Consider the following 14,580-nt stretch of genomic DNA (forward strand, 5'->3'; position numbering starts at 1 on the left):
CGATGGGTGACAACGCGAATGTGATCGATCAGTCGAAGCCGAGCATCGCCCGGGTCTACGACTACCTTCTCGGCGGCAAGGACAACTACGAAGTGGACCGCGCGATCGGTGACCACTTCAAGGTGGATCTGCCCGGATCGGTGGCCATCGCGTTCACCAACCGCCAGGCCCTGATTCGCGCCGTGCGCACCATGGCCGAAGCCGGACTGACCCAGTTCCTCGATTTCGGCAGTGGCCTGCCCACCGCCGACAATGTGCATCAGATAGCGCAGGGGATCAATCCCGACGCACGGGTGGTCTACATCGACAACGACCCGATCGTGCTCGCGCACGGGCGTGCGCTGCTGGCGACCAACGACAACACCACCGTCATCCACGCCGACGTGCGTGATTACACCAGCATCCGGGCCGACCCCGAGGTGTCGCGGCTCATCGATTTCGACAAGCCGATCGCGATGATCTTCAGTGCGATCCTGCACCACCTCAATGATGACGAGGACCCGCGGGCGGTGGTCGCGTACTGGGCTGACCAGGTGCCCGTCGGCAGCAGCGTGTTCATCTCCCACTTCCGCTCCGGTGACAATGCCGAGACCATCAAGGCCGAGGCGAAGTTGCAGGCGACGTTCGGGCGTGGTCGCTGGCGCACCGACGACGAGATCACGGCCTTGTTCGGCGATCTCGCGGTGCGGGAACCCGGCGTGATCCCGGCAGCCCGTTGGAATCAGGACCTCGCAGTCGCTGATAGTGCGGCACCGATCGTTTCACCTGATCACGAGTTGTCGGTGTGGGAGGAACTCATCGTGGCGGCCATTGCCGACAAGCGCTGAGGCGGTTCATCCGGCTCGCGGCCACGGCGGAATCTGGCCTGACGGGCGCACCCAGCTGTGCGCGTGACCGGGTTGCCTGGGTCGCGCACAGCCGTTAGCCTGCACACTGCCGTCGGACCACGACCGGGGACGGCCACATCATCGCACCGGGGGAATATTCATGTCGGCACCACAAACATCGGGCTATTTCGCGTCTACCGCCAATGGCGTCTACTGCGCCTACTGCGGTTCGACGCCAGCGGCGCAGGTCGATATTCGGGGGCACCGCGGCTTCGTCATCTTCATGCAGTTCCTGAAGTCCTCCGGCCCATTCTGCCGCGATTGCGGACTCGCGACTTATCGCAGAATGACGGTCGAGAGCATGTGGATCGGCTGGTGGGGCCTCCTGTCAGCCGTGATCAATCCCGTCACCATGCTGATCAATCTCGGCTCCCGCTCGACGCTCACCAAACTGCCGCCGCCGATTCCTGGCGGACCGCGCACCCCCATGCAGCCGGGCAAGCCGCTGTTCCAACGTGTCGAATTTCTGCTGGCCATCGCAGTCATCCTTTTGGGACCGATCATCCTGCTCGCGCTGGCATCGCTGAGTTAGGACTGCAACGACTCTCGGGTAAGTAGCGCTGGCAGATCTGTGACGAGGTGTCGGATGATGCGGTGGCCGAGCCGGATTCGTTGAAGGCGGGACCGGGGAATCGGTGGCTGGCTGTGGATGATAGCGCGGTGAAGGAGGGGCCGAGCGGCCTCCGGCGATGCGGAAACCGAGGGCCGCAAGGCGCCGAAACTCCCTCTGCGTCGGTCGCAGAGAGACTGTCTGACAGAGTAACTCGGCCTTGCCGCTACTGCCTTCAACTGGAGCTGAGCGCACTGTCGCACGCGAGAAAAGGTGATGCTGGTGGCCTCGACCTCGGGGAGTCGGCGGCCATCGCTAGGCCGCCAGCATCCAGGCCGCCAGCGCAACAAGGGTGAGAAGGTAGGTGGCGCCGGTGAAGATGCCGATACGGTGCACGAGCGCGCCTGTGTGCGAATTGGCTGTCTGGTCGTCGAGAATTGGGATCAGCATGCCGTTGTCACCGCCGTCGGCCAGGGTCAGCGCAGTGGTGAGCAGCAGTACGTCGGCGAGTATGAGCAGGGGCCAAGCGGCGTGAGAGGCGCGAAATCCGGCATAGACCAGCGGCCCGAACAGAATCAATGGAGCCAGCCCCAACGTGCCCAGGACACTGAGCAGCAAGAACCAGCCCGCTGAGGTCCACCGCGCCAGCGCGGCGAAGGCGACTACGATGAGTTGGACCGATCCCATGATCATGTCCGAATTCATACCAGCGGAGTCCGACATCGCTGAAACCCGCCGGAGCCGCGGGAACACTCCTCCTTCCCCCCGCACAGCAGCGCGCCTATTTCTCTGGCACGGTAGCGCTTTCGACCCGCTGAGCGTACTTTTCGATCGTCCACGGCACAGGTGTCGGGCTGATCTCGGGTCCGCTCCACGGATGCAACTCCTGTCGGGCAACGACATCGACACAGCAACGGACGCTGCAGGTCAGGTGCGCGCGATGCTCGGCATCCTCGGATTGGACCCCCTGGACCCCCATTGGGACCAGCGCGCAGACACCACCGACACGGTCCATCATGCGCTTGACGTCTTGGTGACCGAACAACTTCAGCAACGTGCCGCCGCACGGGCGGCCAACGGCTGGGCCGCCGCCGACAGCGTGCGGGACCGTTTGGCTGCTGCTGGTATCGAGGTGACCGATACCGCCGATGGCCCGCAGTGGGCGCTCCGGTAGCAGTATGTGTCAGACGGTTTCCGGTGGTGGGTGAATTGCTTGTCCGCTGATGATGACGTCAGCGTGTTCTTGTGTTCGGTCGGTGGTGAAGTGCAGCTCCTCTTCGGCCATCCAACGTTGCCACAGCCCAAGCGCGCCGTCTCCATCGCGATCCAGCCCTCTGGCGAGTCTTACCCCGGGCGGGGTCTGAACCCAGACCAGTAGCGACAATCGGTCGCGCACAGCTGCACGGCCGGCGGATACCCCTTCGAGGATCAGGACAGCAGGTGGGGCGACATCATGCCATTCCGCCAAAGTCTGTGTGTCCCAGTCGTAGCGCTGATATCGGCCGACTCCTCCATGGGCGATCGGCGACAAGATCTGCTGCTCGAGACGAGGCCACCAATCGAATTGATTGTCCCAAGACGCGAAGTCATCAGTATGGAGCAGCGTCGCGGCGCAGGCAGCGGCCAGCTGTGCCGCAAGCGTGGACTTCCCAGCGCCGCCGGGGCCGTCCACAGCGACCAACCTCGTCGACCCCAGCCGCGGCGTGCTCCGCTCCACGAGGGAGACGAGGTCGTCAAGCCGAATATGAGTCATTGTCTCGCGCTCACGGTGCCCTGATGGAAGTACAGTCGCCAGCCGTGTTTCGTCCGCCGCCACAGCGAACTCCGGAAGGCGCGGCGCCCATCGGATTCGGATATGTAGGTCAGATGGACGACATCGTCGGCAAGAAGTTCGCCGTGCATATCGAGCGCCGAGATCGGCTCGGCCAACGTCGCGGCCTGCTCGACGACCACCGTGATGATCTCTGATCGGCTCCATCGGCGCCCCGAGGCGCCGATCTCGCAAAACTCGGGATCGAGCAACTCGGAGATGAGTTCCGGTGATGACCGCACTCTCGGATCGAGGAGTCGCAGTTCACGGATGATCGCGGCATCTACTGCTTCGGTCAGCTGATCCGACATACATCGCATCTTGGTCCCTGACTCAGTCGAAGTCGAACCAACTCCATCAGCTGGGGGAAGTGGAGCCGACCCCGGTTGGCCTCCGGTGGCGCAGCAACACCTCCTCGTTTCCCGATCAGTGGGCGAACAGTTGGACCTGGTTCTCGCTCAGGGCGCGGCGATGAGCTGGAAGAACCGTGCGGTGTAGATGTAGGGCGCGCGCGTGGCCATCGCCAGCTCGAGTCGTTGGAGTCGTTCGAAGAACCGCGGGTCGTTCTTGCGAGCGTCGTCGACGAGCAGGTCGCAGACACTGCGGATCCCGCAATGTGCCCGCAGATGCAGGCCTGCCTCGGCGAGATCGTGGGTGACCGAATCGGCGTAGCAGGCGCGGGTTTCGGTGTCGTAGGTGACGGTGTGGCGAGTCGAGCTGTCGAGCTGGCGCAGCGCTTCGTCGAGGTCGAGGTTCCGCACCGCGGTGAGTAGTGGATCGGCGTCGGCGTTCGGTGCGATCACCGACACCACCCCGTTCGGCGCCACCATCGCTGCCAGCACGGCGATCAGCGTTTTCGGGTCGGGCACGTACTGGATCAGGTTGTGGCAGAGCACCACATCGAACTGACCGCTTGTGAAATGCTGGGCCAGCTCATCGACGCCGAGGCGCCGCGTGCTGATCCGGTCACCGACGCCCTGCTTCTCGGCGAGGGTGCGCGCGTCAACCAGCGCCGGTTCGGAGATATCGACGATGGTGACTTGGTGCCCGCGATTAGCGAGCTCGACGGCGTCGAAGCCGTTGCCCCCGGCGACGTCGAGTACCCGGCTGCCTTGGTGGAGGTGAGGCATCAGGTTCGCGGCGGCGATGCTGTAGCGGAGTTTGCCCCACGGGGTCGTCTGCCATTGTTGAAAGGTCGCCAGTTTCGCATCGAACACGGTTTCCGAATCAGCCATCGCACCAACGCTTTCGGTCCAGAAGATTCCTCGGATCTGCGGCCCACACACTGCACCAGCTCCGACGATAGCCAATTGCGTCGCTCGCGGCGCTGACACCTCACCGACCGGGGCAGGCGAAGAGAACGAAGCAAGTGGTGGATGTGTCGGAGCTACCGGCCTTGGCTGGGTGGCCGGTCGCAGACACGGGTACGGTGACCAGTGCACCATGACGATTACTGGGTGCCGAGTCGATGTCCGCAGGGGCAGCCCTATCTGGCTGTTGTCCGAAATCGTGGGCGAGTATGCCGGGATGCTCGCGGCCGCACGAGGCCGGAATGTCGGTGGTGTACTCGCAGCAGCAACCAAGCCCCGCAGGGGAACTCGCCTTGAACTCAGGTCTGCCCAGCACCTCGGCTGTGTGACTCTCGTGTGCCTGCTTCTACCGACGCAGAGCGTCGGTAGAACGCTCAGATCATGGATGCGGTGGCGCCGAAGGCCGGTGACGTCGTGCTACCCAAGACCAGGCACAATTTCTTCGCGTGGACCGAATTGGGGCCGGTGCTGCGAAGTCTGCGGGTCGAGCGGTTGATCGTCGCGGGACTGCAGACCGATGTCTGCGTCGAAGCGACTGTTCGGGCCGGGCTCGAACACAATTTCTCCGTCGCGGTCGCCGAGGACGCGGTCAGCACTGACGGCCCCGACCTTCATTTCGCGTCGTTGAACTCGATGCGAGTCATCTACGTCGAGGTCGGCACCTGGCGGGAACTGATCAAGCCGAACGCGCCGTGGGATCGCGCCTTTCGGACGCCCCACTACGGGCGAAACCCCGAATACTGGTCGGATCCGGTGTTCGTCGAAAGCTGAGTCGGCTGCCCTTCGGCTCAGCGATCACCGTGACATGTCCGGTGGGGACGTGCGCGGCGATCTACGCAGGTATTGCCAGCTCACTATCGAGGCACGACTGTTCACAAAGACCAATCCAGTGCTGTCCGGCGGTTGACGTAGGCCTCATCCATCAGCTCGAGCAGATGTTCCTGGGCGAGCTGGGTGCGGACATCGCTGGCGATGTCGGTGATCTGAACCCTGTTCTGTGCGATTTCGGTCGGCCCGATGACCGCGATGAGGTGGTCTCTCATCGTGCGGGCGTGTCGAACGCGCGCTCCCAATGACCCGTCATAGTCGACTCGGCTACGAAGTCCTCGGTGACGAGCTCTGTCGGCGAGTGTGCGCGCTGCTGCGTCCTGGTCGGCGCTGACAGGTAGGACGGTGATGTGAGTAGGAGAGAGCCAGAACGGCAGGCGCCCCGCATAGCGTTCGAGTAGCGCTGCGGTGACGCGCTCCATCGACCCGACGGTGCCTCGATGGATCATGACGGGGTGGTATTCGCCGCCATCTGCGCCGATATAGGTGAGGCCGAATCGTTGGGGCTGATTGAAATCGAGTTGTACGGTGGCGATTGTTTCCTCGCGGCCGCGTCCGTCCTGAACCTGTAGATCGAGCTTGGGGCCGTAGAACGCTGCTTCTCCCGGACCTTCGACCAGTTTCAGTCCGTGTTCGTCGAGGACGGAGCGTCCGGCCGCGCGAAGGTTGTCTTGGGCGTGTTCCCACTGGGCGTCGGTACCGAGCCATGTCGAGGAGGTGTCGTCTCTGGTCGACAGTCGGACGTAATCGACGGGAAGTCCCAGGATCTGTTGCGCACGCAGCGCTGCTCGCAGTCCGAGTTCGGCTTCGTGTAGGACCTGGTCGGGTCGGCAGAAGACGTGAGTGTCGTCGAGGTTGATCTGGCGGACGCGACTCAAACCAGAGACGACACCGGAACGTTCGGCTCGGAACATGGCGGCGAGTTCGTTGAAGCGAAGCGGCAGTTCGCGATACGAACGTTGAGTCGATGCATAGATCAACGCGTGGTGGGGGCAGTTGGCCGGCCGCAGCATCAGCTCGTCCTCGCCCATCCGCATGGCGGGGAACATGTCCTGGCTGAACTTGCTCAGGTGGCCGGAACGCTCGTAGAGCGCCCGCTTCCCGAGGACCGGCGAGAACACGCCGAGGCAGCCATCGGCCGATGCCAGCTCCTTGGCCAGCTTTTGCAACTCCTCCCGAATAACGGCCCCGGCAGGCAGCCACATCGGAAGACCGGAACCGGCAAGCGGGTCGGTAGCGAAGATGTCCATGTCGAGATTGAGATCCCGGTGGTCGGCGACCATAGTGTCTGCTCCTGGTGGTTTGGTACCGGAACAGGCGGGGAAACGACGAAGCCCCGGAACACTGTTCCGGGGCTTGAGATGTCTGAGGGAGATCAGTCCATCACGAAGGCGCCGGAAGTAACCGGCGTCGTCGTAGAAATGAGATGTCCCTCCATAGCGCTGCAGTTTACATGATGCGCGCGTCGTTGCACGTTGACTGTGTCCGTCGACAAACCAACCCTGTCACCACCCGAAGACAATGCCATGACCCGCAAACCCTGCTGGTCCAACCAAATTGGCATCAGAAGAACTGATCGATTTCGGAGGATGTCCATTGTAGGCACCGCGACCGAAGATCGCTGGCGGCAGACCGGGTGAAGGCCACACGATGAGCAGCATGATCGTTCGCCGGATGACGGGGCGGCACTGAAACTTCGCATCCAGCGTGTCATCACCGGTAGCCGAGGTGACCTCGATACACAGTACGAGTTCGTCCAGTGGCTCTCGCGCGGTCATCAGCTACTCAGGCCTCCGCGAATCGACGATACGCCGGTGTGGGTTGACCCCGCACCGGAAATATGGTCTGCGCGATCGGAGAACTGTGTCGAGATGTGGAGTGGTAGGCGAATTCTCGACGAGGCGCAGGTGGGTAATCCGGGAGGCCGAATCGCCAGTTCGAACCCGAACCTCACCTCGCTGACTGGTCTGGCACGTCAGGAGATTCACGAACCAGGAACTGCCCGCTTCCGCATCGCTTGAACCTGGTTGCCGTAGCGGAAGTAAGTGGCCGCCGTGCGAGCGATCCAACCCACCACGATCGCGCAATAGACACCGGAAAGCCCCCACTGCCACACGACGGTGAACATCCATACATCGGGCAGGGTCACGCCGACCGAGAACAGCGAGACGTACATGACGCCCTTCGTGTCACCAGCGGCACGCAACTGGGCAGCGTAGACGGTGCCCATCGCCATGATCGGCGTCAAGACTAGCAAGGTCCATGCCACTGTGCTCGCGGCCGCTGTCACCGCGGGGTCGTCGGTGAACAGCCGGAAGAAGCCTGGCGCCGCCACCGCGATCAGCAGCGCCGTCCCGCCCGAGGCGGCCAGCATCAACACAGTCCCGGCCCGGACCACAGCGCGGCGACCGTGCTCGTCACCGGCACCGAGACACTGACCAACCAGGACCGAAATCGCCACGGCTGTCCCGAATACAAACATCCAGACAATCGCTATCGCCAGGCTCATCAGACGATGCGCGGCCAGGGCCACCGTCCCCGTTGTCGCCACAAGCGATGCGATCAAGGCGTCGGAGCCGTAGCTCGCCATTCCGAAGACGACATCCGGTACCGCCAGTGCGGACCAGGCCCGCAACAGTCCATGCGCTGCTGGCGCGGACCCCCTCTCGAAGCCCAGTTTCGCGCGTGCCTGAAGACACAGCTCGCCGGTTCCGGCGATGACAGCAATGGATGAGCCGATCGCCGCCCCCACCGGCCCCAGCCCCGCACCGAAGATCAGAACCGCTGACAGCGCCGAGTTCAGTGCGGCAACCGCCACGGCATTCCAGGCACCCGAAACCGTGTCGCCCGTTGCGGCGAGTACGCCACGCACATGCGCGGTCGCGGCGCTGAACGGCAACCCGCACAACAGGACCCACAGCATCACCGTCGCCTCGACGCGGTCCATGCGCGGGGGAGCGGTGAACGCAATGATTGCTGGCGCTGCTATCGCGGTCGCGAGTGCGAACACTGCGCCGATCCCCAGCACAGCGAACAGCCCGGCCCGAGCCAACCCTCGGATCGAGTCCGCGTCACCGGCGCCGTGCCAGCGGGCGACGCATACTTGGGTGGCAGAGCCCCACGGCACGACCAGCGCGGTGCAGAAGACCCAGACCGGCACCACGAGCGCCGCGGTGCCGAGTGCCTGGGTGGAATGGTGGCCCAATAGCGCGGTGTCGGTCAGTCCGAGCACGACGGTGGTTGCCGAGGTGAGAACGACGGGCCCGGCAATCCCCGCCACCTGCCGTAGCTGATCGACGAAGCGCGTATCCGGCAGCTGGGCCGCCGAATGAATCTCGGTCACTGGATGATTCGTTTCGTACACCGCCCCATGGACAGACTCTATTGAGTCCTGCGCGGGATGGCCTCCGCAGGTTGATGATTGACCCCGTCGATCCCGTAGCTCCCTGGTAGTCGTGTCCTATCCGGCATGCCGAACAGACCGAGAACAGATCGACGTGCGCGCCACTTCGGCATCGTGCAGCGTACGCACAGCTGCTGGAACTGATCGAGAGGTTCCACTTACCCCTACACCTGGTGGTCGGAAACCACGACGATCCGGCCGTGGGGCGCGAAGTATTTTCTGGGACAAAGTTTCTCGGAGAATCGGATGAGACCCGCTACGTCGTCGACCACGAGTCGTTCGCGGTGGTCACGCTGGACTCGTGGAGCTCTGACGGGCCGGGTGGACGGTTGGGTGAGAAGCAGTTGAGGTGGCTTGATCAAGCGTTGACGGCCCGGCGTGATGTACCGGTGTTCGTGTGCCTGCACCACCCGCCGGTCGGGGTGGGTATCCCGTTTCTGGACGGGATGCGATTAGCGGACGGAGCCGAGCTGGGTGAGGTCATCTCACGGCATCGCAATATCGTCAGAGTGCTCACCGGGCATGTCCATCGCGTGATCACGGCGCCGTTCGCGGGGACTGTGGTTTCGGTGGCACCGAGCACGTTTCGGCAGACGTCGCTGACACTGCGGGCAGATCGGCAGATCGGGTACCTAGCCGAACCGACCGGGCTGTTGTTGCATGTCGGCACCGACAACGGTGTGGCAACTCATACCGTTCCGGTCAGCGATGCGAGCGCATTGATCGGCGCGTTCTGAGCATCACGAGGCTTAGAGGCAGGGCAGGAATCAGCCGACGCGGGCACGCCCGGCAGTCCCATCAATCGAACGTACTGAGATGCCGCAGCCTGCGCGATCCCGAGGGCCGCGGCGCCACCCGACGAACGCACTCAACTGCCGAGTCGAGTGCACGCTCAGACGTCGGCGGGTTCGGAAACGAAGTCCAGGATTGACGGGACAGCCGCGAGCAACGTCCGGAAATGGCGGTGCACACCCTCGACCGGGGTGATGGCATTGACGCCCCACACCGTCATACCCGCTCGCAGCCCCGACTGGACGCCCGAAGCCGAGTCCTCGATCACCAGACAGTCATGAGGGGCGGCGCCGAGCATCTCGGCGGCCCGCAAATACGGTATGGGAGAGGGCTTACCCTCGGTTACCCCTGCCGCGTCGACGATCACCGTGGGCACAGGCAAGCCTGTCCTCGCGAACCGGCCGCGTACGCGGTGCTCATAGTTCGAGGTCACCAACGCCCAGTTGCCAAGCCATGCTTCCGACATCCGCTTATGCTGCCTATGGCGCGGTCGCGAACATCCGCATCTGCCGATGAGCGTGCGAGATTCGGATGCATCGTCGTTGGATGGCGCGCCTACTCTGAGAGCATGGTGCGGGATCTACTGTCGTTCGCAGTCGTGGCCGGGCTGTTGACTATCGTTCCGGGATTAGCTACTGCACTGGTTTTGCGGGCGGCAGTGAGTCGCGGCCGTCGTTGCGCGTTCGCCACTGCTGTCGGGATCGGGAGCGGCACGCTGGTGTGGGGTGTAGCTGCGGCCGCAGGGGTTTCGGCGCTCGTGACGGCCTCCGAGTTGGGGTACACGGTGTTGCGAGTCGCAGGCGCGATTTATCTGGTGTGGATGGGGACCAGCATGATCCGCGACGGACTTCGGCATTCCCTCACGGTGCCGGAGACTGCGGGGAATCACTCATCCGAGGACTTGTTCGAGGCGTGGGCGCGTGGCCTGGGCACCAATCTGCTCAACCCGAAAGTCGGGGTGTTCTACGGCGCACAACGTCGAGGGCATACTGTGGTTCGCAGCGATCATCATTGCTGCGAGCCGCGCGAAAGCGTGGCTTAGCCGAGATGTGGTGCGCCGCACGATGGACACCCTCACGGGAACCATCGTGGTCGGATTCGGGCTGAAGCTGGCCGCCAGCCACCGCTGATCGCCATCGCGACGAGAAGACCGGCTAGTCATCCACCAATGTCCTCTACTGCCGCCTATCAGGCGCTCCCGCTGACCGGCATCGGCCCTGTTCTGGGTTGGGGTGCACACCGGCTGGCTCTCCGCCTGCCTGCCCCGCTCCGGCCCCCGTTCACGCGCAGAGGCTCACAGATCGAACCGACGTCAGGCCGCAACGGCCGCCTTGGGCACCTTGACGACGAACAGACTGATCAGCAGGGCCGCCGCGGTGAAGATCACGGCAGCGATCACAGCGGTGGAAAGGCCGTGCGCGAGAATGTCCTTGGTCCCGGTGTTGTCCTGGGCCCGTGCGGCTCTGGCCGACTGATAGACGGTGGTCAGAATGGCCACCCCCAACGAAAGTCCGATCTGCTGGGTTGCTTGGAGCAATCCGGACGCGGCGCCCATATCGCGAGGCTCGAGTCCGCCGAGCACGGTCATGTTCAACGTGACGAAGGCCAGACTCAGACCCGCGCCGAGCAGAACGAAGGGGCCTAGAACGCCGGTGAGGTAGTTGGTCGACTCATCGGTGGTGGTCAGCCAGATCGCTTCCAGCATCATCAGCACCACCCCGGTCAGGAGTACCTGCTTGCGGCCGAATCGGGCGATCAGTGTCGGCGCCGACTTCGCCACACCGAACTGGACCGAAGCCATGGGCAGAAAGGCGATTCCGGCGATCAGTGGGCTGAAACCGAGCGCTTCCTGGATGTAGAGCGAGAGCAGGATGTAGGTGCCTGCCATGGCCGCCATCAGCAAGACGAATGTCAGGTAGGCACCGGCCCGAACCGGGTCGCCGAGCAGGCGCAACGGCATGATCGGGTGATCGGCGCGCCGTTCGATGTAGACGAACACCGCGATGAGCGCGATGCCGACGACGATCGGCACCACGGTGCCCGGCTCGGTCCACCCGCCGGATCCGTGGGTGAGCCCGTAGGCGACGCCGACCATGCCGAGCGTGGACAGGATTGCCCCGAGAAGATCGAATGTGCCTGTATGGCGCTCGGTTTCGGTCAGATAGCGCAGCGCGAGAACAATCGTCAGCACGCCGATCGGCACATTGACGAAGAACACCAGCCGCCAGCTCACGGTGGTGAGGACGCCACCGAGGATCAGGCCGAGGGTGATGCCGAAACCGGTGACCATGGAGAAGATTCCGAGCGCGCGGGTGCGTTCGGGGCCCTCCGCGAAGGTGGCAGCGATCATCGACAGGGCAGCGGGGCTCGCGAAGGCGAAGCCGACGCCCTGGAGCGCGCGTGCGGCGATCAGCAGGCTCTCATCGGGCGCGAGGCCGCCGAGGATCGAGGCCGCGACAACCAGGCCCAGGCCCCAGATGAACATTCGGCGTCTGCCGAGCAGGTCGCTGGCCCGGCCGCCGAGGAGTAGCAGGCCGCCGTAGGCCAGCGAATAGGCACTGAATACCCAGGCGAGCGCCGATTCGGACATCTCGAGCCCGGATCGGATTTCGGGCAGGGCGATATTGACGACATTGCTGTCGACCGCGACCATGAGCTGGCACGTCACGATGACGCCCAACACGATGGACAGGCGGCGGTCGCGCTTGCCGGCGGTCGGCGCATTCTCGTCGTGAAGTCGGTTGGTGGGCTGGGTATCTCGGCTGATCATCGCTGTCCGATCGAAGGATTCGGGGGATGGTCGAGCTGCTGCGCGACGGTGCGCTTCTGCTCTACGCTTGTAGACTGAGACCAGCATAGGGATCCCGCCCTATTTCGTCTACAGATGTTGAGTGAGGTTGCGATGACAGTGCACGAACTCGACGCGGTGCCCGCATCCGTCAGCCGGGCCGAGCGGCGCAGTCAGACCCGGCAGCTGATCCTGGACGCCGCGCGCGAGCTCTTCGCCGAGCGTGGCTACCTCGAGACCACGATCCGGGCCATCGCGCAGCGCGCAGATGTCGATCCGGCGCTGGTGATGCAGCATTTCGGCGCCAAGAGCGCACTGTTCGACGCGGTGTCGGGCATTCCGATCACCCTCGACGACGCCTTGGAAGGCCCGCCGGAGCAACTCGGTGAACGACTGCTGCGGCACGCCTTGGCGGATGTGGACCGCAAGGATGATCGGACGATGCCGGTGCTGCGGTCGATGCTCACTCATCCGGAGGCCGCGCATGCCGTGCGCTGCGCGATCATGAATCCGGAGACCAGCCCGTGGACGCGCGTGCTGGTCGGTCCAGACGCTGAGCGGCGGTCCGCGTTGATCGGCACGCTGGTACTGGGCGTGCTGGTCGCGCGCTACATGGTCCATATTCCCGGGGTGTCGGATGCGCCGGCGGAGCGGTTGGTCGAGTTGGTCGGACCGTGCCTGCGCCCGCTGGTGATGGATGGTTTGCCGCCGGAAGCCGAAGAGCCGCGCACTGCTCTGGCCGCGCTGGCCGAAGCGGATGCCGCGCGTCGGGCCGCTGCCGAACGGGTCGACGAGTGCGCCAGGATCGCGCTCGCTGGTGGCGCGTCCTACGGTGAGGTGGGTCGACTGGTCGGGATCAGTCGGCAGGCGGCCCGCAAGCGGTGGCCGAACGCCACGACCGGTGACAACTAAGGTTGTCACTTCGGTGGGTGGCTCATGGATAAAGATCTGGTCCATCAACTGTGACAACGTGAGTTGTCATTTCGGCAGGCATAGAGGGTGCGGCCTGCGCCGTGGCATCTAGCGGTCGGTATCTCTGTTGAGCTCGGGTAGGCACCCGCAGGACTCGCCCCGATCGAGGGTGACCGGCATCGGGGTGCGTTCCATGGAGTCATCTGTTGTCGCGCGATCGAGAACGTCGGCGATCGCGTGCTGCGCGATGGCCTCGATGGGTTGCTGCGCCGAGGTGAGAGTGATCTGGCCGAAGTTCTGCGTCGTACCAGCGTCGAATCCGACGACGCGGATGTCGGCGGGCACACGCAGGCCCGCGTCGGTGACTGCGCGCATGGTCGCGGCGGCCTGCGCGTTCGTGCCGACCACCAGGCCCTGTGGGGGAGGCGTGCCGGAAAGGAGACGGGCGCTGACTGCCCGGTAGGCGCCCTCGGGGGTCAGGTCTGTGTGGATCAGGGTGTCGGAGCCGGTGATCGAGATGAAGCCTTCGTGGCGCTGCGCGACGGTTTCTCGGTCACCGTATTCGACGTCTTGGGCGGTGAAGCCGCCGACGAAAGCGATGTCATGACAGTGGTGGACCTCGGTGAGGTGGGCGGCCGCCAGTCTGCCTGCCGCGACGTGGTCGGCGCAGACCAGCGGCGTCGGAGCGTCGACTGGCCCGCGTCGGCTGTGCACCCATGCGACGGGCACGCGGGCGCGGCGGCAGGACTTGGTGATTTCAGGGGTGTTGACCGCGCCGACCACGATCAGTCCGTCGATGCCGACGTCGGTGAACGCCGCAGTGAACTCGAGTTCGCGGTCGGGGTCGTATCCCGTGTTGCCGATCATGGTCAGGTGATCACGGGCGCGCGCCTCGATCTCGAGTCGCCCGGCCAGTGCGGCATACAGCGGCAGTCTGAGATCGGGGACCAGCAGACCGAGTTGGCGCCACTTGCGCGGTCGTCGCAGCGCTCTGGCATTGCGATCGGGGCGATAGCGCAGCTCGTCGGCGGCGGCGAGGACCTTGACGCGCAAGGCATCCGACACCGGCCGGGGCCCGTCGTTGAGGACGTAGCTCACCACGGCGGTCGAGACGCCGGCCAGCGTCGCGACATCGGCGAGGGTGGGCCGTTTCGTGGTCACATTCGCTCCAGTTTCGCAGCCCCCGCCGGAGGCCGTTCGGGTTTTGTTCATGCGGATTCCTACCCTATCCGGCGCTCGATTAGTGATTACGCTAATCGATTAGACACGTTACAAGCGTGACCCAGTGCCGCAACATACG

Annotated in this window: 15 protein-coding genes and 1 pseudogene; 7 read left to right on the top strand and 9 right to left on the bottom strand. The window is 64.3% G+C overall.

Annotated elements, in window-relative coordinates:
- Positions 1–2: 2 nt before the first annotated feature.
- Together OHS03_RS09745 and OHS03_RS09750 are read left to right on the top strand one after the other, a co-directional pair.
- A complete protein-coding gene (locus OHS03_RS09745; RefSeq protein ID WP_328662424.1) occupies positions 3–827 on the top strand; it encodes an SAM-dependent methyltransferase in 825 nt (274 codons plus the stop codon).
- A gap of 160 nt (positions 828–987) precedes the next feature.
- Positions 988–1,419 (top strand): hypothetical protein, encoded by a 432-nt coding sequence (locus OHS03_RS09750; RefSeq protein WP_328662425.1) that lies wholly within the window; start codon positions 988–990, stop codon positions 1,417–1,419.
- Positions 1,420–1,752: 333 nt separating this feature from the next.
- On the opposite strand, the gene OHS03_RS09755 is transcribed toward OHS03_RS09750, so the two are convergent.
- The gene (locus tag OHS03_RS09755; RefSeq protein ID WP_328662426.1) at positions 1,753–2,130 is read right to left on the bottom strand and encodes a hypothetical protein; all 378 of its coding nucleotides are present in this window, start codon (positions 2,128–2,130) and stop codon (positions 1,753–1,755) included.
- Between the two features lie 184 nt (positions 2,131–2,314).
- On the opposite strand from OHS03_RS09755, the gene OHS03_RS09760 reads away from it, so the two are divergent.
- Complete coding sequence (locus OHS03_RS09760) at positions 2,315–2,611, top strand: CysS/YqeB C-terminal domain-containing protein (RefSeq protein ID WP_407942471.1); 297 nt, start codon at positions 2,315–2,317, stop codon at positions 2,609–2,611.
- A 9-nt stretch (positions 2,612–2,620) separates the two neighbouring features.
- On the opposite strand, the gene OHS03_RS09765 is transcribed toward OHS03_RS09760, so the two are convergent.
- From OHS03_RS09765 to OHS03_RS09775, 3 genes are all read right to left on the bottom strand, one after another.
- Positions 2,621–3,109 carry a uridine kinase family protein gene (locus OHS03_RS09765; protein ID WP_328662427.1) on the bottom strand — a complete coding sequence of 163 codons (489 nt, stop codon included), beginning with the start codon at positions 3,107–3,109 and terminating at the stop codon, positions 2,621–2,623.
- A gap of 77 nt (positions 3,110–3,186) precedes the next feature.
- Positions 3,187–3,558 (bottom strand): nuclear transport factor 2 family protein, encoded by a 372-nt coding sequence (locus OHS03_RS09770; protein WP_328662428.1) that lies wholly within the window; start codon positions 3,556–3,558, stop codon positions 3,187–3,189.
- 147 nt (positions 3,559–3,705) lie between these two features.
- Positions 3,706–4,482, bottom strand: coding sequence for a methyltransferase domain-containing protein (locus OHS03_RS09775; protein WP_328662429.1), 777 nt, complete (start codon positions 4,480–4,482; stop codon positions 3,706–3,708).
- Positions 4,483–4,938: 456 nt separating this feature from the next.
- Here OHS03_RS09775 and OHS03_RS09780 point away from each other — a divergent pair, with 456 nt between their 5' ends.
- Positions 4,939–5,328 (top strand): cysteine hydrolase family protein, encoded by a 390-nt coding sequence (locus OHS03_RS09780; RefSeq protein WP_328662430.1) that lies wholly within the window; start codon positions 4,939–4,941, stop codon positions 5,326–5,328.
- Positions 5,329–5,429: 101 nt separating this feature from the next.
- On the opposite strand, the gene thrS is transcribed toward OHS03_RS09780, so the two are convergent.
- Both thrS and OHS03_RS09790 read right to left on the bottom strand, forming a co-directional pair.
- The gene (gene thrS, locus OHS03_RS09785) at positions 5,430–6,668 is read right to left on the bottom strand and encodes a threonine--tRNA ligase (protein ID WP_328662431.1); all 1,239 of its coding nucleotides are present in this window, start codon (positions 6,666–6,668) and stop codon (positions 5,430–5,432) included.
- 701 nt (positions 6,669–7,369) lie between these two features.
- Positions 7,370–8,728, bottom strand: coding sequence for an MATE family efflux transporter (locus OHS03_RS09790; protein WP_328662432.1), 1,359 nt, complete (start codon positions 8,726–8,728; stop codon positions 7,370–7,372).
- 200 nt (positions 8,729–8,928) lie between these two features.
- Here OHS03_RS09790 and OHS03_RS09795 point away from each other — a divergent pair, with 200 nt between their 5' ends.
- Positions 8,929–9,525, top strand: coding sequence for a metallophosphoesterase (locus OHS03_RS09795; protein ID WP_503629753.1), 597 nt, complete (start codon positions 8,929–8,931; stop codon positions 9,523–9,525).
- A 155-nt stretch (positions 9,526–9,680) separates the two neighbouring features.
- On the opposite strand, the gene OHS03_RS09800 is transcribed toward OHS03_RS09795, so the two are convergent.
- Positions 9,681–10,046: an HAD family hydrolase gene (locus OHS03_RS09800; RefSeq protein WP_328662433.1), complete on the bottom strand. Its 366-nt coding sequence runs from the start codon at positions 10,044–10,046 to the stop codon at positions 9,681–9,683.
- Positions 10,047–10,148: 102 nt separating this feature from the next.
- On the opposite strand from OHS03_RS09800, the pseudogene OHS03_RS09805 reads away from it, so the two are divergent.
- Positions 10,149–10,710 (top strand): annotated as a pseudogene (locus tag OHS03_RS09805) (LysE family translocator).
- 182 nt (positions 10,711–10,892) lie between these two features.
- Here the strand turns inward: OHS03_RS09805 and OHS03_RS09810 are convergent.
- The gene (locus tag OHS03_RS09810; RefSeq protein WP_328662435.1) at positions 10,893–12,350 is read right to left on the bottom strand and encodes an MFS transporter; all 1,458 of its coding nucleotides are present in this window, start codon (positions 12,348–12,350) and stop codon (positions 10,893–10,895) included.
- Positions 12,351–12,482: 132 nt separating this feature from the next.
- Here OHS03_RS09810 and OHS03_RS09815 point away from each other — a divergent pair, with 132 nt between their 5' ends.
- The gene (locus OHS03_RS09815) at positions 12,483–13,280 is read left to right on the top strand and encodes a TetR/AcrR family transcriptional regulator (protein WP_328662436.1); all 798 of its coding nucleotides are present in this window, start codon (positions 12,483–12,485) and stop codon (positions 13,278–13,280) included.
- 108 nt (positions 13,281–13,388) lie between these two features.
- On the opposite strand, the gene OHS03_RS09820 is transcribed toward OHS03_RS09815, so the two are convergent.
- Positions 13,389–14,441, bottom strand: coding sequence for a LacI family DNA-binding transcriptional regulator (locus OHS03_RS09820; protein WP_328662437.1), 1,053 nt, complete (start codon positions 14,439–14,441; stop codon positions 13,389–13,391).
- Positions 14,442–14,580: the final 139 nt, after the last annotated feature.

Origin of the sequence: Nocardia salmonicida (genome assembly GCF_036142455.1) — a bacterium.
GTDB lineage: Bacteria > Actinomycetota > Actinomycetes > Mycobacteriales > Mycobacteriaceae > Nocardia > Nocardia salmonicida.

What these genes read in the sequence shown, in the direction of transcription:
- thrS (WP_328662431.1), bottom strand. Translation starts at nt 6,668, where the DNA reads ATGGTCGCCGACCACCGGGATCTCAATCTCGACATGGACATCTTCGCT.
- OHS03_RS09780 (WP_328662430.1), top strand. Translation starts at nt 4,939, where the DNA reads ATGGATGCGGTGGCGCCGAAGGCCGGTGACGTCGTGCTACCCAAGACC.
- OHS03_RS09800 (WP_328662433.1), bottom strand. Translation starts at nt 10,046, where the DNA reads ATGTCGGAAGCATGGCTTGGCAACTGGGCGTTGGTGACCTCGAACTAT.
- OHS03_RS09760 (WP_407942471.1), top strand. Translation starts at nt 2,315, where the DNA reads ATGCAACTCCTGTCGGGCAACGACATCGACACAGCAACGGACGCTGCA.
- OHS03_RS09815 (WP_328662436.1), top strand. Translation starts at nt 12,483, where the DNA reads ATGACAGTGCACGAACTCGACGCGGTGCCCGCATCCGTCAGCCGGGCC.
- OHS03_RS09745 (WP_328662424.1), top strand. Translation starts at nt 3, where the DNA reads ATGGGTGACAACGCGAATGTGATCGATCAGTCGAAGCCGAGCATCGCC.
- OHS03_RS09750 (WP_328662425.1), top strand. Translation starts at nt 988, where the DNA reads ATGTCGGCACCACAAACATCGGGCTATTTCGCGTCTACCGCCAATGGC.
- OHS03_RS09755 (WP_328662426.1), bottom strand. Translation starts at nt 2,130, where the DNA reads ATGATCATGGGATCGGTCCAACTCATCGTAGTCGCCTTCGCCGCGCTG.
- OHS03_RS09810 (WP_328662435.1), bottom strand. Translation starts at nt 12,350, where the DNA reads ATGATCAGCCGAGATACCCAGCCCACCAACCGACTTCACGACGAGAAT.
- OHS03_RS09770 (WP_328662428.1), bottom strand. Translation starts at nt 3,558, where the DNA reads ATGTCGGATCAGCTGACCGAAGCAGTAGATGCCGCGATCATCCGTGAA.
- OHS03_RS09775 (WP_328662429.1), bottom strand. Translation starts at nt 4,482, where the DNA reads ATGGCTGATTCGGAAACCGTGTTCGATGCGAAACTGGCGACCTTTCAA.